Genomic DNA, 21,157 nt, shown 5'->3' on the forward strand with positions numbered 1-21,157 from the left:
GGCGCTACGCTCGCGACATGGTGCGCACCCTCCTGAACCTGGCGATCTTCCTCGCGACCGCGGCGATCGCGCTGCTGCTGACCTCGCTGCTCGTGCCCGGGTTCCACGTGCACCCGGGCGGGTTCATCGTCGCGATCCTCGTGTTCGCCATCGTGCAGGCGTTCATCGAGTGGCTCGTGCACAGCATCTTCCACCGGGCGGCGCCGACCGTCGCGGGCATCGCGGGCCTCATCTCGACCTTCCTCGCCCTGTGGGTCGCGTCGCTGTTCGGCGGCGTCAGCTTCGACGGCGTCGGCGGGTGGATCCTCGCGACCGTCGTCGTCTGGATCATCACCGCGATCCTCGGCTGGGTCTCCGGCAAGTTCATCACGCCGCGATTCGACAAGGGCCGCGCCGCCAAGCGCTGACGCCCCGCCTCAGGCGTCGGGCGCGGCATCCGTTCCGGCGTCGGACGCGGCTCCGGACGGCGGTTCCGGCGCGGAGTCCGTCGTCGTCGCGACATCCGCCGCCTCACCGCTGCGCCGACTCAGCCAGAGGAACGGCACCGCGAGCGCCTGCACGACCCCGCCCAGCGCGAGCGAGAACGGGTAACCCCAGACATCCGCCGACCGGCCCAGCACCGGCTGGATCACGGCGGCGCCCGAACTGCCGATGAGCGAGTCGAACGAGAGCACCGTGGCGCGCTGGCTCGACGGGATCATGTCGTTGAGATAGGCCTGCCGAACCGGCCCGGCCGCGGCGTCGATGAGCGCCCACAGCACGAGCAACGCGAGCGCGACCCAGAAGTTCCGGTTCACGCCGAGCACGACGAGGATGCCGGCGCTCACCGAGATCGCGAGGATGATCGAGGTCGTGCGCTTGCGGAACCGCAGTCGCAGCCACGGAGCCACGAGGCCTCCGATGATCTGCGACCCCGCCACGATGCCCGCCGCGAGGCCCGCGATCGAGTAGGCGCCCTCGTCGCCCCACAGTTCGAGCAGGTGCGGCTGCAGCGCGTAGAAGACGTAGAAGCCGACGCCGGCCGTGAACATCGACGAGAGCATCATGTAGCGCACGCCGGGTCTGCCGAGACCGTATTCCACGGATGCCACGAGCACGTGCTTCGTCGCCGCGATCGGGTTCGATCGACCCGCCGGCGTGAACCCCAGGTCGCGCATGAGCAGCGCGGCGAGCACGAACATGAGCACGAGCACGCCCGCGCGCATGAGGAACGGCACGCCCAGGTCGGTGGCCTGCGCCACGACGCCGCCGAGCGTCGAGCCGAGGAGCATCGCGATGCCCGACACCGAGACCCCTCGGCCGAACACCCGCTCGAGGCTGCCCGTGTACCCGGTCGCGGTGAGCGCATCGACGAGCCAGGCCTCCACCGCACCCGAGAAGAACGTGAACCCCAGCCCGAGCAGCACCGACACGAGCGCCCACGCCCAGAACGGCGAGTGCCACACCCACAGCAGGTAGTAGAGCGCCGTGGTCACCGAGAGCGTGACCGTGCCGAACAGGTACGACACCCGGCGACCCAACGTGTCGGCGATCACGCCCGTCGGCACCTCGAACACGACGATGCCGATCGAGAAGAACGAGTTCGCCGCGAACGCCTCGAGGTTGGTCAGGCCCGCGTCGAGCAGGAACAGCGTGTTGATGCCCCAGATGAAGGATGCCGCGAGCGTGTTGCCGATGAGCAGGGTGAAGTAGACGGCCTGCACGCGCCCCGGCGTGGAGGTCGGCGTCGTCTCCGGCGACGTCGCGGTCACCGCCCCATCATGCGCCCGCCGTGTTCGCGCCGCCACCGTCGGCCGCCCTCCGGAAACCGAGGACGATTCGGGAAGGCGGATGCCGCGGGGTAGCATGCTGCAGCCCCCACCGCCGTGGCATCCGGCGCCACCCACGCCCGCCACGAGGCATCCGCTCGACCCGAAAGCATCATCATGCGCAAGCGCACCGTCGCGCTCATCACCGTCTCGGCCGTCGTCCTCGCCCTCGTCGGCGGGGTCTACTGGGCCGGACGCGACCTGTTCCACGAGCCCACCGCCAAGGGCGTCGACTCGATCATCGGCGAACTCGGCGGCACCCGCGTGCTCGGCGTGTTCGCCCACCCCGACGACGAGCAGACCGTGAACGGCCTGTTCTACCGGGCCAAGACGATCGACGGCGCGTACACCGCGATGATCACGGCGACCGAGGGCGAGGTCGGGCACCAGACCCCCGTCGTCGCCCGACAGGAGGACCTCGGCGACATCCGACGGGCCGAGGCGCTGAAGAACAGCTTCAACCTGGGCGTCGACCGCCACGTCGTGTGGGACTACCCCGACGGCGGCGTGCCCGACATCGATGAGGGCGAGCTCGTCGACCGCGTCGTCGCCGAGATGAAGCGCGTGCGCCCCGATGTCGTCGTCGGCTTCTGGCCGGCCAGCGGCGCGACCGGCCACAAGGACCACATGCGCATGGGCGAGGTCACCGAGAAGGCCATCGCGCAGCTCGAGGAGGAGGGCGGCTCGTACACCGGGCCGAAGTACCTCGTCTACACGATCAGCCCCACCAAGGCGCTGTCGGCGTTCGGTGGCGAGGTCGGCGCGTTCGTCGTCGCGAACCAACCCGAGCCCGAGTACGCAATGCCCGCCGAGACCGGCAAGAAGCACGAGGGCTGGAGCATCCACGCGTCGCAGGCGAACTTCATGCCCGAGTCGTACATCCTGCCGACCTGGCTCATCTACCTGCTCTGGGACCACGAGTTCACCCACGTGCGGGATCTCGCCGCCGAGCCGCTCGGCTGAGGCCTCGCCGCCGCGTCGCCCCGAGCTCGCCGCCGGGTCACCCGACCGATCGTGCACCAGGGCACGATATGATGATCTCCTCATATCATCATGTCGGTCGGAGGCCTCATGCTCGGCGACACCAACCGCCCCCTGTACGAGGTCAAGGCGGGGCTCTTCAAGGGCCTCGCCCACCCCATCCGCATCCGGGTGCTCGAGGTGCTCTCGGCGCAGCCGGAGGCATCCGTCACCGAGCTCATCGCCGCGACCGGACTCGAGGCCTCGCATGTGTCGCAGCACCTCGCCGTGCTGCGCCGAAATCGCCTCGTCGACGCCGAGCGCCGCGGCAGCCTGGTCTACTACCGGCTGGCCTACCCCCAGGTCGCCGACCTGCTGCGCGTCGCACGCGCCCTGCTCGGCGAGATCCTCGCGACGACCGAGCAGCAGCTCGTCGAGCGCGACGGCCTCCCCGAGATCCCGCCCGTCGCCGTGACGGCATGAGCACGGCGGATGCCTCGCCGCGCGGCGGCCCTCGGTCACCCGGCCGCCGCGCCTGGTCGCGTGCGCGCGACCTGCTGCCCGCGGCATCCGACTACCGCGACCTGAGGCGCACGTGGCGCGGCGACCTGCTCGCCGGCGTCACGGTCGGCATCGTCGCGCTCCCGCTCGCCCTCGCGTTCGGCGTCAGTTCCGGCGCGGGCGCCGAGGCCGGACTCGTGACCGCGATCGTCGCTGGGCTCGTCGCCGCGGTCTTCGGCGGATCGAACGTGCAGGTGTCCGGACCGACGGGGGCGATGGTCGTCGTGCTCGGGCCGATCGTCGCGATGCACGGCGTGGGGGTGCTCTCGATCGTGTGCCTCATGGCCGGTCTCATCGTGGTCATCGCGGGCGCCCTGAGACTCGGACGAGCCGTCACCTTCATCCCGTGGCCGGTCATCGAGGGGTTCACGCTCGGCATCGCGGTCATCATCTTCCTGCAGCAGGTGCCCGCCGCGCTCGGCGTCGCGCCCGGGCCGAGCCCCAATGCGTTCCTCGCCGCGGCCGAAGCCGTGCCGACCGCCCAGTGGCCGGAGCTCGGGTACACGCTCGCGATCGTCGCCGTCGTCGCGGCGATCATGGTGCTGGCCCCGCGCATCCATCCGCGGTTCCCGGGATCGATCGTCGCGATCATCGTGGTCTCGGTCATCGCGGCGCTCACCGGACTGCCCGTCGACACGATCGGCGTGCTCCCCGTCGGCTTGCCCGCCCCGACGTTCCCGGCCGCCGATTGGACGATGATCGCGAGCCTCTCGGGGCCCGCCTTCGCCGTCGCGGCACTCGCGGCGATCGAGTCGCTCCTCTCGGCGCGGGTCGCCGCGTCGATCTCCGACACCGGCGCGTACGACGCCGACCGAGAGCTCGTCGGCCAGGGCCTCGCGTCGGTCGCGGCCGGGTTCTTCGGCGGCATGCCCGCGACGGGGGCGATCGCCCGCACGGCGGTCAACGTGCGGTCGGGCGGTCGCACGCGCCTGGCGGCGGTCACCCATGCGGTGCTGCTGCTCCTCGTCGTCTCGTTCGGGGCATCCGTCGTCGGCGTCATCCCCCTCGCCGCGCTCTCGGGCGTGCTCATGGTCACGGCCGCGCGCATGGTCTCGGTCGCCACGGTGCGCAGCGTCGTCGGCTCGACCAGGGCCGACGCGATCGTCTTCATCGCGACGGCACTCATCACCGTGAGCTTCGACCTCGTCTACGCCGTGCTCATCGGCATCGCCGTCGCCGCATTCTTCGCGCTCCGCGCCCTCGCCCGTTCGAGCGGCGTGCACCGCGAGGAGCTCCCCGGCCCCGCCGAGACCGGCGACGAGCGCATCGCGCTCTTCCGCCTCGAGGGCGCGCTCTTCTTCGGCGCCGCCGAGCGCATGCTCGAGCGCGTCGGCGACATCCGGGGCATCGAGGTCGTCATCATCCGGATGTCGCAGCTGCAGATCCTCGACGCCACCGGCGCCCAGGTGGTGACCGAGTTGATCACCGCGCTCGAACGACGAGGCGTGACCGTGCTCGTCAAGGGCATCCAGACCCGGCACCTGCGGCTCGCCGAACGCGTCGGCGTCATCCGCTCGCTCCGCCACCAGAACCACCTCTTCGACGAGCTCGGGCCCGCCGTCGAGCACGCGAGGAGTCACGTGCGGCGGGCAGCGGACGCCTCCGCGACATCCTCGACGGATGCCCCGGCGTGAACCGCCCCGCAATTCCTGTAGTCTCTGCTGACCAGCCAGTGAGGATCCCATCCATGGCCCGCATCACCGCCACCGACGGCACCCGTCTGCACTACCTCGAGTGGGGCGATCCGAGGGCCAGGCCGGTCGTGCTGATCGCGGGCTTCAAGGCCCCCGCGACGAGCTGGCGCTACCAGGTGAAGCCGCTGACGCGGGCCGGCCTCCGCGTCATCGCGTTCGACCGGCGCGGGCATGGCGCCTCCGAGATCGGCCCGGCCACCGGTGCGGACGGTGCATCGGCCCACACCATGCATCGCCACGGCGCCGACATCGGCGATCTCATCGAGCAGCTCGGGCTCGACGACGTGACGCTCGTCGGCCAGTCGATGGGCGGCAACGCCATCTGGGCACATCTGAGCGCGGCGGGCGCCGGCGGCGCAGTCGGCGCAGTCGGCGCAGTCGGCGCAGCCGACACGGCAGGCGCTGGAAATGCGGCAGGCGCAAGCGCAAGCGCAGGCGCAGGCGGCGCAGCCGGTCGCATCCGCGACATCGTCATCGTCGACCAGACGCCGAAGATGCTGAACTCCGACGGCTGGGCGTTCGGGTTCTACGACTACGACGCGTCGAACGCCGACACGTTGTTCGCCGCGGGCATCCCCGACCCCGGGCGGTTCCCCGCGAAGTCGAAGGGGCTCGTGCGCATCGCGCGCGTGCTGAAGGCGATGGACCTGCCCAAGGGCGGCAAGCCGAGCTTCACCGACGTCGAACTCGCCCTCCTGAACGACCACGCGAAGCGCGACTGGCGGCCCGCGATCGCCGCGGCCGCCGTGCCCGCGTTCTTCATCGCCGGCGCCGAGAGCGAGTTCTGGCCCGCTGCGCACGCCGAGGCATCCGCCGCGCTGAATCCGCTCGCGAGTTCGACGATCATCGAGCGCGACGGCCACGCGACGAACATCGAGCAGCCGGCCCGCTTCAACGAGGAGCTGCTGGCCTTCCTCGCGCGCTGACCGCAGAGCACGCGCGTGCGACGGCCGGCGTACCAGCCGTGCGGGTCGCGCGCGGCGGTCGCGGGCGCCTTCCGGGCGCCGGACGGATGGGTCCGGGGGTGTCCTCGGAGAAACGTGGGCTGCACGGCTACACGGCTACACGGCTACACGGCTGCACGGCTGCACGGCTGCACGGCTGCACGGCTGCACGGCTGCAGCATTCTGGCACGCGCCCTCCCACCTCCGGCCGCTCGGCGAGGCCCCGCACCGCATACCGACCGGCACGGAGACGACACGACCGCGAGGACGGGAACCTCCACGAGGACGGGAACCTCCACGAGAGATCACGGCACTTCGGTACTTCGGCACCGATTCCACGGGGGCTCCGACTCGGGGGCTCGGGCAGACCGAGAGCCGGCGCAGGTCGAAGGCCGGCTGGGCTCGACAGCCCGCGCCCGAGAACACCTGGCCCGACAGCCCCGAGTCGCGCGCCCGAAGGCGCTCGACGCGACAACCCTCAGCCCGGGAACGCCTTGCCCGGGTTCAGCGTGCCGCGCGGGTCGAGCGCCTGCTTGATCGCGGCGTGCATCGCGATGACGCGCGAGCCGAGCTCGAGCGCCGCACCCGGCAGCTTCAGCAGCCCGACGCCGTGCTCGCCCGTGACGGTGCCGCCGAGCTCGCGGCATTCGTCGACGATGCGGTCGAACGCCAGCTTCGCCCGAGCCTTGGCGGCCTCATCACCCGACGGCGCGATGATGAGCGGATGCAGGTTGCCGTCGCCCGCATGCGCGATGTTCGCGATGACGACGTCGTGCTCGGCGGCCGCAGCCTGGATGCGCGAGAGCATCTCGGGCACCGCGCCGCGCGGCACGCAGATGTCCTCCGTCAGCACGGGGCCGAGACGCTCGAGCGCCGGGTAGGCGAGGCGACGCGCGAGGAAGAGCCGATCCACCTCGCCCGGCTCGAAGGCCTGCTCGATCGAGAGCGCGCCCGCCTCCGCCATGAGCGAGGCGACGGATGCCGCGTGCCCTTCGCCGAGCGCACCGACCTCGTCGACCTTGGCGAGCAGCATCGTGTCGACGCCGTGCGGCAGCCCGAGCGACTGCCACGCGTCGACCGCCTCGATGCACGTGCGATCGAGGATCTCGAGCGCCGCGGGAACGATGCCGCTCGCGCTGATCGCCGCAACCGCGTCGCCGGCCGCACGCAGCGAGCCGAAGGCACCGACGACCGCCCGCTCCTCGCGGCCGGCGAGCGGCAGCAGCTTGACCGTGACCTGCGTGATGATGCCGAGCGTGCCCTCGGACCCGACCAGGAGCGCGGTGAGGTCGTACCCGGTGACGCCCTTCGCGGTGCGCCGGCCGAGGTCGACGACCTCGCCGTCGGCGAGCACGACGCGCAGCCCGAGCACGTAGTCGCGCGTCACCCCGTACTTGACGCAGCAGATGCCACCCGCGTTCGTGGCCGCGTTGCCGCCGATCGTCGAGATGCGGTAGCTCGCCGGGTCGGGCGGGTACCAGAGGCCCTGCTCGGCCACCGCTTGTCGCAGCACGTCGTTGATCACGCCGGCCTCGGCCACGGCGAAGCGCTCGGCCGCGTCGATCTCGACGATGCGGGTCATCCGCTCGAGGGAGAGCACGACGCTGCGCGCCACGGCGTTCGCCCCGCCCGAGAGCCCGGTCCCCGCGCCGCGCGGGACGACGTGCACCCCGGATGCCGCGGCCAGCCGTACGACCGCGGCCACATCCTCCTCGCGCTCGGCGAGCACGACGGCCAGCGGCGTCTCGAACGGCGCCCACTCGGCGTCGTCGTGCGCGTACGCGGCGAGCGCCGAGGCATCCGTCAGCACCTGGTCCGCGTGCAGCACCCGCTGCAGTTCGGCGACGACGGAGGCTTCGGCGGACACGGCGTGACTCATGCGAGCGAGCCTATTCCCGCAGACGGGGCGGCGGGTCGAGGCATCCGCTCGCCCGCGCCCCTCCGCTCGCCTCCGCCGCCGCCGCCGGCCGAGGCGGCCATGCTCAGAACCTGCGCGCGAACGGCAGCGGCTTGCGCATGCGCACGAGCAGCACGATGGGCACGAGCACGTACGGCAGGTTGAACGCGAGGAACTTCACGGGGTTCGGCGTGATCCACTCGGGCTCGCCGAAGAACTCGACGCCGAACACGATGATGCCCGTGATGGTCGAGATCATGGTCGCGTAGATGACGCTCGGCAGCTGGATCCAGTTCCAGCCGCGGATGAGCGAGATCACGAGCACGATGTAGAACGGCATGTAGACGAAGGCCGACAGGCCCGTCACGATGCGCATCCACGTCGGCGGCTCCATGAACAGCGGGTCGGTGTCGTGCGCGTACCACCAGTTCGAGTTCACGAAGAAGTTCGCCGACGGCTGCGAGAAGTCGACCCCGATCGAGGGCAGCAGGTCGCTGATCAGGCTCGTGATCGTGAACAGCGAGAACATCACGATGAAGAAGACGTCGAAGGGCCGCTCGCGCAGTCCGAGGTTCGGCGGGCGGCAGGGGTCTGCGGATGCCGCGACCGAAGTCTCGGCGGGCGGCGGCGTCACGGCGGTCATGGGGCACGAGCGTACTGCGTCGGATGCCGCGGGCGCCACGATGCGGCACGGGCGACCTCGCTCGTGCCGGTGCGCCCACGCCGGACTCGCCGACTTCGGCCGACCGCCGACCTCGCCCGGGCTCCGCGAACTCCGCCGCACGGCGGATCCGGCGCCCCCGTCGGCTCGCTAGCGTTGAGGGATGAGCGCCACCCTCGCACCACCCGTCGTCGACGGCGTCGAGTGGATCCGTCCGCGTCCCGACCGGCTCGCGTACCGCAACGACGTGGTGCTCGCCGTGGTGCTCGCGGTCGCGACGACCGCCAGCATCGTGCTCTATCGCATCACAGGGCTCGGCGAGGAGACGCCGTGGTGGGCCACCGCGATCTGGGTCGTCGCGATGACCCTGCCGCTCGCCGCGCGGCGTCGCCGGCCCGAGATCGTCGCGGTCGTGGCATCCGCCGCCTTCATGATCGGCTCGATGGCCGAGGTGCTCGAACTGCTCTTCTCGAACATCGCGCTCTTCATCGCGATCTACACGGTCGGCGCCTGGGGGCGCAGCCGGCGCCGGGCGAATCTGGTGCGCGGCCTCATCGTCGTCGTCATGTTCGGCTGGCTCTTCTGGGGCCTGGTCACCTACTCGGCCGTGCAGGACTACCTGCCCGACCTCGGACGCGAGGGCCTGCTCTCGCCCTACCTCGCCTTCGGGCTCATCAACGTGCTCACCAACCTGCTCTACTTCGGCGGGGCGTGGTACTTCGGCGACGCCGCCTACCGATCGGCGCGGGCGCGGGCCGAGCTCGAGCAGCGCACCGCCGAGCTCGCGGCCGAGCGGGAGCGCACGCGCGTGCAGGCCGTCGCGCTCGAACGGTTGCGCATCGCGCGCGAGCTGCACGACGTGGTCGCGCACCACGTGTCGGTCATCGGCGTGCAGGCGGGCGCGGCCCGGCGGGTGCTGGCCAAGGATCCGGATGCCGCGGCCGGCGCGCTCTCGTCGATCGAATCGAGTGCGCGCGACGCCGTCGACGAACTGCACGGCCTGCTCGGCACCCTGCGCGGCGACGCCGACACGGGCTCGATCGACGTCGCCACCGGACGCGCGGCAGACGACGTGCCGCTGACCGCCAGCACGTCGACACGCTGCATCGCCCGCATCGACGAGCTCGTCGCCGAGAGCACGGCCAACGGTCTGCCCGCGACGCTCGCGATCATCGGCGAACCGTGTGCCGTCTCGGCGGTCGTCGACCTCAGTGCGTACCGAATCGCACAGGAGGCGCTCACGAACGTGCGCAAGCACGCCGGCTCCTCGGCGACGGCCGAGGTGCGCGTGCGGTGGGACGACGACGCCGTCGAGATCGAGATCACGAACACGGGCTCCGCGACGCGGTCCGCGGCGAGGCCGACCCCCGCTGCCGGCGGATCGGGCGGCTCGGGCGGCTCTCGCGCCGGCACCGCGGCCGACAGCGGCACCGCCGACGGCACCGGCCTCGGTCAGCTCGGCATGCGCGAACGCGTCACCGCGGCCGGCGGCACGCTGGAGCTCGGCCCGCGCGCCAGGGGCGGCTACCTCGTGCGCGCCCGGTTCCCGCTGCGTCGCGAGGAGGTGCGATCGTGAGCATCCGCGTGCTCGTGGTCGACGACCAGAGCCTGGTGCGTGCGGGGTTCCGCACGATCCTCGACTCCGAGGACGGCATCGAGGTGGTCGGCGAAGCCGCCGACGGAGCAGAGGCGCTGGCTCAGGTCGCGGCGCTCGCCCCCGACGTCGTCTGCATGGACGTGCAGATGCCCGGCATGGACGGGCTCGAGGCGACCCGGCGCATCACGACCGACCCGGCGTCGGACGCGGCGGTGCTCGTGCTCACGACGTTCAACCGCGAGGACTACCTCTTCGAGGCGCTCGAGGCCGGCGCGAGCGGATTCCTGCTGAAGAACTCGAGCCCCGAGCAGCTGATCGAGGCCGTGCAGGTCGTTGCCCGCGGTGACGCGCTGCTCTCGCCCGACGTGACCCGGCGCGTGATCCAGGCCGCGGCCGGGCGCGGCCCGGCGGCACAGAATGCAGGAAGAAACGGCGACACGCCGTCTGACACCGGCCGACATGCCGGGAGCGGGTCGATTGTTCCTGCATTCGCCTCGCCCGAACTGGCCACGCTCACCGAGCGCGAGCGCGAGGTGCTCGAGTTCCTGGCCGAGGGCATCTCGAACGCGGAGATCGCCCGCCGCATGTGGGTGGGCGAGGCGACCGTGAAGTCGCATGTGTCGAAGGTGCTCATGAAGCTCGGGCTGCGCGACCGCGTGCACGCCGTGGTCTACGCCTACGAGCACGGGGTCGTGCGCCCGTCGTCGTGATCCCGGCCGGAGGGCCTTGACGCAGCGCGGGCGCGCGCGTAGTTTAAGCAAATCATTAATTAAGGAGTTGCTTACATGCAGGGGGAGCCCGACGAGCTCAGCCTCGTGTTCCAGGCGCTCGCCGATCCGACGCGGCGCGAGATCCTCTCGCGACTCCGCAACGGTCCGACGACCGTCGGCGAACTGGCGGAGCCCTTCGCGATGAGCCGCCCGGCGATCTCGCAGCACCTCAAGGTGCTCGAGCGTGCGGGGCTCATCGAGCGCACCGCCACGGCCCAATGGCGCACGTGCACCCTGCGCACCGAGCCGCTCGACGAGGCCTCGGCCTGGGTCGAACGCCACCGGGGCGAGTGGAACGCGCGCTTCGACCTGCTCGACGAGCGACTCCGCGAGCTGAAAGGACAGACGGATGCCTGAGCAGACCGCCTCCGCAACGAAGCAGTTCACCATCACGCGCGTCTTCGACGCGCCCCGCGACGTCGTCTGGCGTGCTTGGACCGACCCCGACGAGGCCGCCATCTGGTGGCACCCCCGCGGCATCGTCACGCCCCGCGAGAGCGTGGATCTCGACGTACGCCCCGGCGGCCGGTACCGCTACACGATGATCGCGCCCGACGGCAGCGAGTACCCGACCGTCGGCGTGTACCGTGAAGTCACCCCGCCCGAGCGGATCGTCATGACCTGGGCTTCGCCCGGCGACCCCGACGAGAGCGCGCCCGTCCTCACCATCGAGCTCGCCGAACACGGCGATCGTGGCGAGCAGACGCGCATGACCTTCCACGTCCTCGGCTTCGACGGAGCGCCGGGTGATGACGACGTCTACGACGGCTGGGACTCCGCGTTCGACCTCCTCGTCGAGCATCTCGACCGCACCGAGGCGCCCTGATGGGCCGCCTTCTCGTCGAACAGATCGTCACCGCAGACGGATACGCCGCCGACCCCGCCGGAGGCCTCGACTTCTTCGAGGCGCTCGTCCGGCCCGGTGCCGACGGCGAGGTCCGCCTGAACGACGCCGAGCAACTCGCCTACGTCTCGCAGGCCGACGCGATCCTGTTCGGCGCGACGACCTACCGCATGTTCGCCGACTACTGGCCGGGCGTCGATCCCGCGGTCGAGCAGGTCGCCGAGCTCATCGACAGACTGCCGAAGTTCGTCGTGTCGAACACGCTGCAGGCGGCGCCATGGGGCGACGGCGAGATCGAGGTGTTGCGCGGCGACGCCGTCGACGCCGTCTCGACGCTCGAGCAGCGGTTCGCCACCGTCATCGTGTGGGGAAGCCTCACCCTCACCGATGCGCTGTTCGAGGCCGGGCTCGTCGACGAACTGCACCTGCGCGTCGTGCCCGTGCTGCTGGGAGCTGGGCGCTCGTTCACCCCGGTCCAGGTCGGTGACGGCGCCCTCGAGCTCGGTCACGTCGAGGCGCGGCCGGGAGGTGTCGTCAGCCTTCGCTACGTCGTGCGCTGAGCGCCGGCGACCGGATCACGCGACGGAATCGGTGCCGGCCGGCACTTCGGCACCGGAACTGCGCGAAGGATGCGCCAAGGAGCAGCGCACTGAGCCTGCGGAGTCGGTACCGAACGGTACTTCGGTACCGAAATCACGAAGTGCACCCGACGGGTTACTCCTCGGGAGAGCTCGGCGCTGAGGCGCGCGCGGCCGCGGCACCAGAGGCAGCCGCCGGATCACCGACCGCCGCCTCGCCGCTCGCCGGGACCGAGGACTCGTTGCCCTGGTACTCGGCCGAGAGCAGGCGGTACGAGCGTGTCGTGAAGGCGAGCAGGGCGAGCACGACCATGGCGAGTCCCGAGACGAGGAACACGAGCGCGATGCCGCGGGCCTCGCCCTCGCCGAGCAGCCAGCCCCAGGCCTGCTGACCGGCGCCGGTGTTCATGTAGGGGATGATCACGAACTCGGCGATGGGCGCGATGAGGAACGCCGTGATCGGCGCCGCCGCGGACTCGACTGCCGCCGCGAAGCCGAAGACCCGGCCCTGGCGCCGGAAGGTCACGACCTTCTGGATGACGGTCTGCTCGGCCGCCTCGACCGCCGGGATGAGCGCCATGTAGACCCAGATGCCGAGCCCGTAGAGCACCCACCACTCGCGGATCGTGAAGAGCGCGCCGAGCACGCCCATGCCCACGACGACGAGCAGCATCGTGCGGATCGGGTTGCGGCCGAGGCCGAACTTCGCGATCACGAGGCCGCCGATGACGAACCCGGTGGCCGAGACGCCGAGCACGACGCCCCAGGCCTCGACCGGGAAGAGGGTGAGTCCGTACGGATCCATGAGCGCCATGTAGACGCCGCCGATGAGGTTGTTGAACGTCGAGAAGATGATGAGGGCGAACAGCCCCGGCGCCAAGCGGATGGCGGCGATGCTGCCGCGGATGTCGATGGTCGAGGCCCGCTCGCCCTCGGCCGGCACCGGCCGCTCCTCCGGCACCCGCAGGAACAGCAGGTGCACGAGGGCGACGAGGGTCATGCCGATCGCGATGACGAGGGTCCAGCCCATGCCGAGCAGGCCGATCGATAGCCCGCTGAACACGCTCGTCACGATGAACGCGAGGCCCTGCACCGTGCCGACGAGGCCGTTGGCGTTGGCATGGCGTTCGACGGGCACGAGCAGGGTGACCGTGGTCGACAGCGCGATGTTACGCATGTGCTCGATGACCGAGCCGAAGAGGATGATGCCCGAGAACGCCCAGAACCATGGCCCGCCGAGATCGACGAGCGACGACTCGGGCTGCAGCAGGTAGAGCACCCCGGCGACGACGAACGCCCCGAGCGTGACGAGGCTCGAGAAGATCATGACCTGCAGCTTGCGGTGCCGGTCGACGATCGAGCCGAAGAGCATCGCGAAGAAGGCGATGAGCAGCATGTAGGCGCCGCCGATGATGCCCGTCGCCAGCACCGATCGGGTCTCGAGGTACACCCAGAACGTGAGCGCGAACCACAGGAAGCTCGTGGTGACGTTGGCGATGGCCGTGTTCACGAGCACCTGCAGGAAGGTGCGCATGCCGTCGGGCGGCGGCACCACGTCGGATGCCGCGATCGCCGCGCCCGACGAATCCGCGGCCTCTGCCGGGGCCGCGATTTCGGAAGGCTCGTCGCGAGGATCGCTCACCCTGCGAGGGTAACCACGACCTGCGACATCCGGAACCCCCGCCGGATATGGGACGGGGAGCGCGAGACGTGTCCCTCGCCCGCGCTCCCCGTCCGGCTTCGTGCGGCCCGCCGGGGCTCAGTCCGCCCAGGTGAACGGGCCGCGCGCGGCCTGCACGGCCACGAGCTCGGCGCGGTGCTCGGCATCGGCCGCGACCCGCGTGGCGGCCAGCGCGAGCGCGACCGCACCGTCGAGCATCGCCGCGTCGGCCGCGGGAGTCATCGCGATCGCCGCATACTCGGGGCTGTGCCCCGGCGTGTTCACGCCCGTTCCGCGGATCGCGATCATCGGGTGGATGGCCGGCAGGTACTGCGAGACATCCGCCATGTCGGTGGAGCCGCCGGGCCCGTCCGGCTGCTCCTGCACGTCGTACCCGAGGTCGCGCAGCACGTCGTCGAAGTGCTCGGAGAGGCGTTCGTCCTGCTTCAGTACGCCGTACGGCAGCTCGGGCAGCTCGATCTCGAACGTGCACCCGGTCGCCTGCGCCGCGCCCGCGACGCATTCGCGCACGCGGCGGCGCACGTTCTCCCAGTCGTCGGCGTTCGCGGACCGCGTCTCGATCTCGAGTTCGGCGTGCGCGGGGATGACGTTGGCCGCCTCGCCCGCGTTGCGCACGAACGAGGAGAGCACGGTGCCGCGCTTCAGCTGCGGAGCGATCCGCTCAGCCGGCGAGGCCGAGGAAGGCGAGCATGGCGCGCTCGACCTCGACGAGCTGCGCCGCGGTGAGACGCCCCACGCGCTCCTGCACGCTGCTGCGGCGCACAGTGGTGGTCTTGTCGATCATGACGGCGCTGTCCTGACGCAGACCCGAGACCTCCGTCGCCGCGACGGGGATACGGAGTAACGGCGCATCGACCACGGTCGAAGTCAGCGGGAGCACGGTCACCGAATCGGTGACGTCGAACCGGTCATCCTGGATGATGAGCGCCGGACGCGGCTTGGAGGCGTAGACACCGCCGGCGACGCTCCAGAGCTCTCCGCGGTTCACGCATCGTCCCAATCGACGGAGATCGCCTCGATGAACGCCTGGTCGTCACTCTGCCCAGCGGCTGCAGCCACGGCGGCGGCCTGGCGATGTGCTTCGGCGGCGAACCGCTCGGTGCGCACATCGGGCACCCAGACCTGCACCGGTCGATAGCCGCGCTCACGCATGCGCCGCCGGTAATCGCTCACCCGATCACGAACCGCCATGCTCCAATGTTACATGTAACGACGTCGAGTGGCGAGCGCGGAGCTGCAACCGCCTCCCCCGCACGGCGGAGGCGCGCGACGCCGACCCCGCGCACGTCCATCCGCACGGGGGATGCCCCGGGCACGCGGCATCCGTAGCTTTGAGCCATGCTCGAACTCAACGACGTCACCAAACGCTACGGCGAGCGCCTCGCGCTCGACCACGTGGGCTTCTCGGTCGGCGACGGCCGTCTCACCGGCTTCGTCGGCGGCAACGGCGCAGGCAAGACCACGACCATGCGCATCATCCTGGGCGTGCTCTCCTCCGACGGGGGATCCGTCACGATCGACGGCAGCCCGCTCACCGAGGGCGACCGCCGCCGCTTCGGCTACATGCCCGAGGAGCGCGGTCTCTACCCCAAGATGAAGGTGCTCGAGCAGATCGTGTACCTCGCGCGCCTGCACGGCTGGTCGGCCGAGGCCGCCAGGCGCAACGCGCTCGACCTGCTCGAGCGGCTGGGCCTCGGCGAGCGCACCGGCGACACGATCGAGTCGCTCTCGCTCGGCAACCAGCAGCGCGCGCAGATCGCCGCCGCCCTCGTGCACCAGCCCGAGCTGCTCGTGCTCGACGAGCCGTTCTCGGGTCTCGACCCGATGGCGGTCGAGACGGTGCAGGGCGTGCTGGCGGATGTCGCGGCGAAGGGCACGCCCGTGCTCTTCTCCTCGCACCAGCTCGACATCGTCGAGCGCCTCTGCGACGACCTCGTCATCATCTCGGGCGGGCGCATCGTCGCCTCGGGCACGAGCGAGACCCTGCGCGCCGAGTACGGCACCGACCGCTGGGAGCTCCTCGCGAGCGGCGACGCCGGTTGGCTGCGCCAGCAGCCCGGCATCCGCGTCATCGAGTTCGACGGAGGCTGGGCCGTCTTCGAGGCCGAGTCGGATGCCGCGCGCGAGGCCGCCCTCGCCGCCGCGGTCGCCCGTGGGGGCCTCACCAGCTTCGCGCGCGAGCGCACCTCGCTCGCCCAGATCTTCAAGGAGGTCGTGCGATGAGCACGCAGAACAGCGGGTCTCGGCACAGCGCCGGCGCGCCTACCCGACCGGCGAACGCCGCTCGCCCGACCGCACCCCGATTCGTCGAGAGCGTGAGCCTCATCGCGGGCCGCGAGATCACGATGCGCCTGCGCAGCAAGGCGTTCCTCATCTCGACGGGCATCCTCATGCTCGCGGTGCTCGCGTCAGTCGTGCTCGGCTCGCTCCTCGGCGGGCAGTCCGACGCGACGAAGGTCGCGGTGGTCGGCACCGCCGCGTCGGCCGTCGACGGCAACGCCGCGCTCGAGGCGGTGCCGGTCGACGACCAGGCCGCCGGCGAGCAGTTGCTGCGCGACGGCGAGGTCGACGCGATCGTGGCCCCCGCGGCATCCGACCCTCTCGGCGTCGTCGTGATCGGACTCGATCAGGCGCCGACCGGCGTCGCCCAGGCCCTCGCGGTGTACCCGAGTGTCGAGCTGCTCGAGCCCGCCGCCGTGGATCCGGGCCTCGCCTACCTCGTGGCCTTCGGCTTCGGCATCGTGTTCTTCATGTCGGCGATCACGTTCGGCTCGACGATCTCGCAGTCCGTGGTCGAAGAGAAGCAGACCCGCGTGGTCGAGATCCTGCTCTCGACGGTGTCGGCTCGCGCCCTGCTCACCGGCAAGGTCATCGGCAACAGCGTGCTCGCGTTCGGCCAGATCCTCGCGATCGCGGTGCTCGCGCTGCTCGGCCTGATGCTCACCGGCCAACGGGTGCTGCTCGGCGGGCTCGGGGCATCCGTCATCTGGTTCGTGGTGTTCTTCGCGATCGGGTTCGTGATGCTCGCGGCGCTCTTCGCGGCGAGCTCGGCGCTCGTCTCGCGGGCTGAAGACGTCGGCTCGGTCACAACGCCCGTGACGATGCTCGTGATGATCCCGTACATCCTCATCATCGTGTTCAACAACAACCCGACCGTGCTCGCGATCATGAGCTACGTGCCGTTCTCGGCGCCCGTGGGCATGCCGATGCGCGTGTTCCTCGGCACGACCGAGTGGTGGGAGCCGTTCGTGTCGCTCGCCATCCTGCTCGCGACGGCCGCCGCGGCGGTGCTCGTCGGCGAGCGCATGTACCGCAACTCGCTCCTGAAGACGGGTGCCCGCGTGAAGCTCGGCGACGCGCTGCGGGGCTGACGCCGCGGTTCCGCTCCTGTCCGGACAACTCCGGCGGTTCGCCGTCGCCCGTTCACCCGGTGCCCACCGAAACCGAACCGGGCGGAGACGGCGGCTCGTGAGACTGGCGTGCGTCCGGGCGACCGCGCGGACGCACGCCAAGCTCTGGAGAGAATCCATGTCCTCGACGAAACGCAGCGTCCTCGCTGTCTCGACCGTCGCATTGAGCGCCCTGCTCGTCTCCGCACCCATGACCGCGAGCGCGTTCGGCCCCGCGGCATCCGCCGTCCCCGCGGCATCCGCCGTCGGTGAACGCACCGCGAAGACCCTCGTCGTCGGCATCGACGGCGCCTCGTTCGACTTCTTCGCGGCCGCGGGCATGCCGAACCTCGACGCGCTCCGCGCCTCGGGCCTGACCGCGACGAGCAACCTCTACGCCTCGCCGATGGCGGGCACCATCTCGGGCCCCGGGTGGTCGAGCATCGCCACCGGCGTCTGGCCCGACAAGCACCGCGTGCTCGACAACAACTTCACCAACCCGAACTACGCCGAGTTCCCCGACTACCTCACGCGCATCGAGGCCGCCGAGCCCGATCGCTCGACGCTCGTCGTCGGCACGTGGGGCCCGATCCCGCAGATCGTGTTCGGCCCTGCCATCGACGAGCGCATCGCCGGCGGCAACGACGCCGGCACCACGGCGAAGACCGTCGCCGCCCTCAGCACGGGCGACCCCGACGACGTGTTCGTGCACCTCGACGAGGTCGACGGCGCCGGCCACTCGGTCGGCACGAACGGCGCGGCGTACGGCGCGGCACTGCGGCGCGCCGACGCGCAGCTCGGCGAGATCCTGGCCGCCGTCGACGCCCGCCCCACGCGCGCCGACGAGGACTGGACCATCATCGTCACCGCCGACCACGGCCACACGCCGACCGGCGGGCACGGCGGCAACTCGCCCGCCGAGCGCAAGACGTTCGTGATCGCGGCGGGCCCCGGCATCGATGCCGGCTCGGTGCGCAACGACGTCAAGGTCGTCGACATCGCGCCGACCCTGATCGCCGCGGCGGGCGTCGACCGTGACGCCGCGTGGAACCTCGACGGCAGCGCACTCGGCGACCTGGAGGCCGACGACTTCGACGCGCTCCGACCCGTGCTGCAGGGCAAGGTCGACGAGACCCGCCCCGGCGCGGGCGTGCTCGGCTGGACGCACACCGCGCCCGACGGCTGGAGCATCGACAACTCGAAGATGCCCGCGGGCGGGGTTGCCGAATGGGCCGGCTGGGCCTTCTCGACCGACGAGTTCTGGACGAACGTCGAGCTCGGCCAGCGCCGCGAGACGAGCGTGCGCAGCCGCGACGTGTTCGCCGTGGCCGACTCCGACGAGTGGGACGACAAGTCGCACGGCGCGGGTCAGTTCGACTCCACGCTCGTGAGCCCCGAGTACCCGCTGACGGGCGCCGCGACCGCGACCCTCGCGTATGCGACGAACTACTTCATCGACGGCCCGCAGTCGGCCGAGGTCTCGGTGAGCTTCGACGGCGGCGCGCCGCAGTCGCTGAAGGCGTACTCGGCGAACACGAACACGGTGGAGCGACTGACCTTCGACGCGCCGGCCGGCGCCCGCACGGCGCAGTTCCGCTTCCACTACACGGGCACGAACAGCGCCTTCTGGACCGTCGACCGCGTTCGCCTCGACCAGGAGGCCGCGCCCGAGGTGCCCGAGGAGCCCGACACGGCCAAGCCGGTCGCGACGCTCGTCACCCCGACCACGGCCGGCCCCTTCCGCGCCCTCGAGGTGCAGGTCGACGCGAGCGACGACCGCGGGCTGAAGCGCATCGTGGCCAACGTCTACCGCGACGGAACCCTCGTCAAGAGCACCCAGAGCCCGGTCGGCGGCGCGACGACCGGCACGCACCGGGCGACGGTGACGCTGCCCGACGGCGCCTACACGGTGAAGTTCAACGCCGAGGACCTCGCCGGCAACATCGCCAAGACCGGCACGTTCGCCTTCACGATCGACGCCACCGCGCCCACCGCGACGGTCAAGACCGGAGCGGGCGAGACGGTCGGCGCCGACGGCGTCTACGAGAAGGTCAGCTTCAAGCTCTTCGACGCGGGCAAGGTCGACAGGGTCGTACTCAACGGCGTGGTCAAGGACCTGACCGACAACGCCTGGTCCGACCTCAACTTCGTGAAGCCCGGCGTGTTCGGCGCGGTCGCGGGCGAGAACACCCTCGTCGTGCACGACGTCGCGGGCAACACCTCGACGACGGTGTTCACGCTCCTCGGCTGAGTCGCGAGCAGGCGAGCGGATGCCTCGGGGCCGGCGCCCCGGGGCATCCGTGTTTCTTCAGCGCACCTGGCCCGGTCGTGGCATCCGGCCCGGTCGCGGCATCCGCTCGTCTGGGACACCGGGAGGTCGCGGCATCCTCAGGTCTTCGACCGTCTCCCTGTCGCGCATCCGTGCGCGCACCGCCCGCGCAACGCAGGTTCCGTGCGCCGACCGTCAGGATGCCGCCAGCCGCCGGGTGGCAGGATGGTTCGGTGACCCACGAGCCCTCCCCCCTCCACGACACCACCATCCGTGGTTTCGCCTCCGACAACTACTCCGGCGTGCACCCCGAGGTGCTCGCCGCGATCGCCGCGGCCAACGGCGGCCACCAGGTCGCCTACGGTGAAGACGCCTACACCGAGCGCCTGCAGCAGGTGTTCGCGAAGCACTTCGGCGAGGGCGTCGAGGCGTTCCCCGTGTTCAACGGCACGGGCGCGAACGTCACCGGCCTGCAGTCGATGCTGCCGCGCTGGGGCGCCGTGATCTCGGCGAAGACCGCGCACATCAACTCCGACGAGGGCGGAGCACCCGAACGCGTCGGCGGCATGAAGCTGCTGACCGTCGTGGCGCCCGACGGCAAGCTCACCCCCGAGCTCATCGACGAGGAGGCGTGGGGCTGGGGCGACGAGCACCGCGCACAGCCGCTCGTCGTATCGATCACGCAGACCACCGAGCTGGGCACGCTCTACACGCCCGACGAGGTGCGCGCCATCGCCGACCACGCGCACGACCACGGCATGCTGCTGCACATGGACGGCGCACGCCTCTCCAACGCGGCCGCGTCGCTCGGGCTGCCGCTGCGCGCGTTCACGCGCGACGCCGGCGTCGACGTGCTGAGCTTCGGCGGCACCAAGAACGGCGCGCTCGGCGCCGAGGCGATCGTCGTGCTCAACCCCGCGGCATCCGACGGCCTGAAGTACCTGCGCAAGCTGAACATGCAGCTCGCCTCGAAGATGCGGTTCGTGTCGGCGCAGCTCATCGCCCTGCTCGAGGGCGACCTGTGGCTCGACAGCGCGTCGCACGCGAACGCCATGGCGCGACGCCTGCGCGACGCCCTCGACGCCGGCATCGCCGCGGGCGAGCTGCCCGGCCTCGGCTTCAGCCAGGCCACCGAGTCCAACGGCGTCTTCGCGGTGCTGCCCCTCGGCGTCGCCGACCGCCTGCGCGAGCGCGGCTTCAAGTTCTACGACTGGGATGCCGCGAAGGGCGAGGTGCGCTGGATGTGCTCGTTCGACACGAGCGAAGACGACATCGACGCCTTCGTCGCCGGCATCCGCGAGGAGCTCGCGCGCGGCTGACCCCCACCCCCTTCAGAATTCAGGAAGGCGGACCGGCGAGGCCCGTGATTCCGGGCCTCGCCGTTCGCGTCGGCGGCCATAACCGCCAGATGTTCCTGAATTGTGAAAGCTGCTCCCGTTCCTGGAATACCTCCCAGATTTATGCGTTGCAATGGAACGGGACAACGGCGCCCCGGCCACCGTTC

The 21,157-nt window shown here is 71.0% G+C and carries 21 protein-coding genes; 14 read left to right on the forward strand and 7 right to left on the reverse strand.

All coding sequences use genetic code 11. The features are described 5' to 3' along the window. The first annotated feature begins 17 nt into the window (after positions 1 to 17). Positions 18 to 407 carry a phage holin family protein gene (locus tag AC3IPY_RS18655; protein ID WP_489185773.1) on the forward strand — a complete coding sequence of 130 codons (390 nt, stop codon included), beginning with the start codon at positions 18 to 20 and terminating at the stop codon, positions 405 to 407. A gap of 9 nt (positions 408 to 416) precedes the next feature. On the opposite strand, the gene AC3IPY_RS18660 is transcribed toward AC3IPY_RS18655, so the two are convergent. Continuing rightward, positions 417 to 1,751 (reverse strand): MFS transporter, encoded by a 1,335-nt coding sequence (locus tag AC3IPY_RS18660; RefSeq protein WP_489185774.1) that lies wholly within the window; start codon positions 1,749 to 1,751, stop codon positions 417 to 419. 174 nt (positions 1,752 to 1,925) lie between these two features. On the opposite strand from AC3IPY_RS18660, the gene AC3IPY_RS18665 reads away from it, so the two are divergent. The 4 genes from AC3IPY_RS18665 to AC3IPY_RS18680 all read left to right on the forward strand — a co-directional run bounded on the left by AC3IPY_RS18665 (position 1,926) and on the right by AC3IPY_RS18680 (position 5,949). Continuing rightward, entirely contained in the window at positions 1,926 to 2,771 is an 846-nt protein-coding gene (locus tag AC3IPY_RS18665; protein ID WP_489185775.1) for a PIG-L deacetylase family protein, read from the forward strand. A gap of 90 nt (positions 2,772 to 2,861) precedes the next feature. Then, positions 2,862 to 3,251 (forward strand): ArsR/SmtB family transcription factor, encoded by a 390-nt coding sequence (locus tag AC3IPY_RS18670; protein WP_489185776.1) that lies wholly within the window; start codon positions 2,862 to 2,864, stop codon positions 3,249 to 3,251. Further along, positions 3,248 to 4,963, forward strand: coding sequence for a SulP family inorganic anion transporter (locus tag AC3IPY_RS18675; RefSeq protein ID WP_489185777.1), 1,716 nt, complete (start codon positions 3,248 to 3,250; stop codon positions 4,961 to 4,963). The genes AC3IPY_RS18670 and AC3IPY_RS18675 overlap by 4 nt, the downstream gene beginning before the upstream one ends. Positions 4,964 to 5,016: 53 nt before the next feature. Next, positions 5,017 to 5,949, forward strand: a complete 933-nt coding sequence (locus AC3IPY_RS18680) for an alpha/beta fold hydrolase (protein WP_489185778.1) — start codon at positions 5,017 to 5,019, stop codon at positions 5,947 to 5,949. A gap of 496 nt (positions 5,950 to 6,445) precedes the next feature. Here the strand turns inward: AC3IPY_RS18680 and AC3IPY_RS18685 are convergent, their stop codons facing one another. Continuing rightward, positions 6,446 to 7,846, reverse strand: coding sequence for an FAD-binding oxidoreductase (locus AC3IPY_RS18685; protein WP_489185779.1), 1,401 nt, complete (start codon positions 7,844 to 7,846; stop codon positions 6,446 to 6,448). A gap of 103 nt (positions 7,847 to 7,949) precedes the next feature. Beyond that, positions 7,950 to 8,507 carry an EXPERA domain-containing protein gene (locus AC3IPY_RS18690; RefSeq protein WP_489185780.1) on the reverse strand — a complete coding sequence of 186 codons (558 nt, stop codon included), beginning with the start codon at positions 8,505 to 8,507 and terminating at the stop codon, positions 7,950 to 7,952. Between the two features lie 181 nt (positions 8,508 to 8,688). Here AC3IPY_RS18690 and AC3IPY_RS18695 point away from each other — a divergent pair, with 181 nt between their 5' ends. The 5 genes from AC3IPY_RS18695 to AC3IPY_RS18715 all read left to right on the forward strand — a co-directional run bounded on the left by AC3IPY_RS18695 (position 8,689) and on the right by AC3IPY_RS18715 (position 12,296). After that, positions 8,689 to 10,101 (forward strand): sensor histidine kinase, encoded by a 1,413-nt coding sequence (locus AC3IPY_RS18695; protein ID WP_489185781.1) that lies wholly within the window; start codon positions 8,689 to 8,691, stop codon positions 10,099 to 10,101. Next, positions 10,095 to 10,832 (forward strand): response regulator, encoded by a 738-nt coding sequence (locus AC3IPY_RS18700; protein WP_489188370.1) that lies wholly within the window; start codon positions 10,095 to 10,097, stop codon positions 10,830 to 10,832. Before AC3IPY_RS18695 ends, AC3IPY_RS18700 begins: the two co-directional genes overlap by 7 nt. 75 nt (positions 10,833 to 10,907) lie before the next feature. Next, positions 10,908 to 11,249, forward strand: coding sequence for an ArsR/SmtB family transcription factor (locus AC3IPY_RS18705; RefSeq protein WP_489185782.1), 342 nt, complete (start codon positions 10,908 to 10,910; stop codon positions 11,247 to 11,249). Continuing rightward, on the forward strand, positions 11,242 to 11,718 hold the full coding sequence (locus AC3IPY_RS18710) for an SRPBCC family protein (protein WP_489185783.1): 477 nt from the start codon (positions 11,242 to 11,244) through the stop codon (positions 11,716 to 11,718). Before AC3IPY_RS18705 ends, AC3IPY_RS18710 begins: the two co-directional genes overlap by 8 nt. After that, positions 11,718 to 12,296 carry a dihydrofolate reductase family protein gene (locus AC3IPY_RS18715; RefSeq protein WP_489185784.1) on the forward strand — a complete coding sequence of 193 codons (579 nt, stop codon included), beginning with the start codon at positions 11,718 to 11,720 and terminating at the stop codon, positions 12,294 to 12,296. The genes AC3IPY_RS18710 and AC3IPY_RS18715 overlap by 1 nt, the downstream gene beginning before the upstream one ends. 154 nt (positions 12,297 to 12,450) lie before the next feature. Here AC3IPY_RS18715 and AC3IPY_RS18720 read toward each other — a convergent pair whose 3' ends face one another. The 4 genes from AC3IPY_RS18720 to AC3IPY_RS18735 all read right to left on the reverse strand — a co-directional run bounded on the left by AC3IPY_RS18720 (position 12,451) and on the right by AC3IPY_RS18735 (position 15,186). Beyond that, positions 12,451 to 13,848 carry an MFS transporter gene (locus AC3IPY_RS18720; RefSeq protein ID WP_489188372.1) on the reverse strand — a complete coding sequence of 466 codons (1,398 nt, stop codon included), beginning with the start codon at positions 13,846 to 13,848 and terminating at the stop codon, positions 12,451 to 12,453. Between the two features lie 225 nt (positions 13,849 to 14,073). Further along, positions 14,074 to 14,625 carry a peptidase dimerization domain-containing protein gene (locus AC3IPY_RS18725; RefSeq protein ID WP_489185785.1) on the reverse strand — a complete coding sequence of 184 codons (552 nt, stop codon included), beginning with the start codon at positions 14,623 to 14,625 and terminating at the stop codon, positions 14,074 to 14,076. Between the two features lie 31 nt (positions 14,626 to 14,656). Beyond that, a complete protein-coding gene (locus AC3IPY_RS18730; protein ID WP_489185786.1) occupies positions 14,657 to 14,983 on the reverse strand; it encodes a type II toxin-antitoxin system PemK/MazF family toxin in 327 nt (108 codons plus the stop codon). Beyond that, the gene (locus AC3IPY_RS18735; RefSeq protein WP_489185787.1) at positions 14,980 to 15,186 is read right to left on the reverse strand and encodes an antitoxin MazE-like protein; all 207 of its coding nucleotides are present in this window, start codon (positions 15,184 to 15,186) and stop codon (positions 14,980 to 14,982) included. Before AC3IPY_RS18735 ends, AC3IPY_RS18730 begins: the two co-directional genes overlap by 4 nt. Positions 15,187 to 15,333: 147 nt before the next feature. Here AC3IPY_RS18735 and AC3IPY_RS18740 point away from each other — a divergent pair, with 147 nt between their 5' ends. The 4 genes from AC3IPY_RS18740 to AC3IPY_RS18755 all read left to right on the forward strand — a co-directional run bounded on the left by AC3IPY_RS18740 (position 15,334) and on the right by AC3IPY_RS18755 (position 20,972). Further along, positions 15,334 to 16,218, forward strand: coding sequence for an ABC transporter ATP-binding protein (locus AC3IPY_RS18740; RefSeq protein ID WP_489185788.1), 885 nt, complete (start codon positions 15,334 to 15,336; stop codon positions 16,216 to 16,218). After that, complete coding sequence (locus AC3IPY_RS18745; RefSeq protein WP_489185789.1) at positions 16,215 to 17,366, forward strand: ABC transporter permease; 1,152 nt, start codon at positions 16,215 to 16,217, stop codon at positions 17,364 to 17,366. The genes AC3IPY_RS18740 and AC3IPY_RS18745 overlap by 4 nt, the downstream gene beginning before the upstream one ends. Before the next feature lie 157 nt (positions 17,367 to 17,523). Beyond that, positions 17,524 to 19,635: an alkaline phosphatase family protein gene (locus AC3IPY_RS18750; protein ID WP_489185790.1), complete on the forward strand. Its 2,112-nt coding sequence runs from the start codon at positions 17,524 to 17,526 to the stop codon at positions 19,633 to 19,635. A 218-nt stretch (positions 19,636 to 19,853) separates the two neighbouring features. Further along, positions 19,854 to 20,972, forward strand: a complete 1,119-nt coding sequence (locus AC3IPY_RS18755; RefSeq protein ID WP_489185791.1) for a threonine aldolase family protein — start codon at positions 19,854 to 19,856, stop codon at positions 20,970 to 20,972. Positions 20,973 to 21,157: the final 185 nt, after the last annotated feature.

This window comes from Agromyces sp. GL_144, from assembly GCF_057834305.1.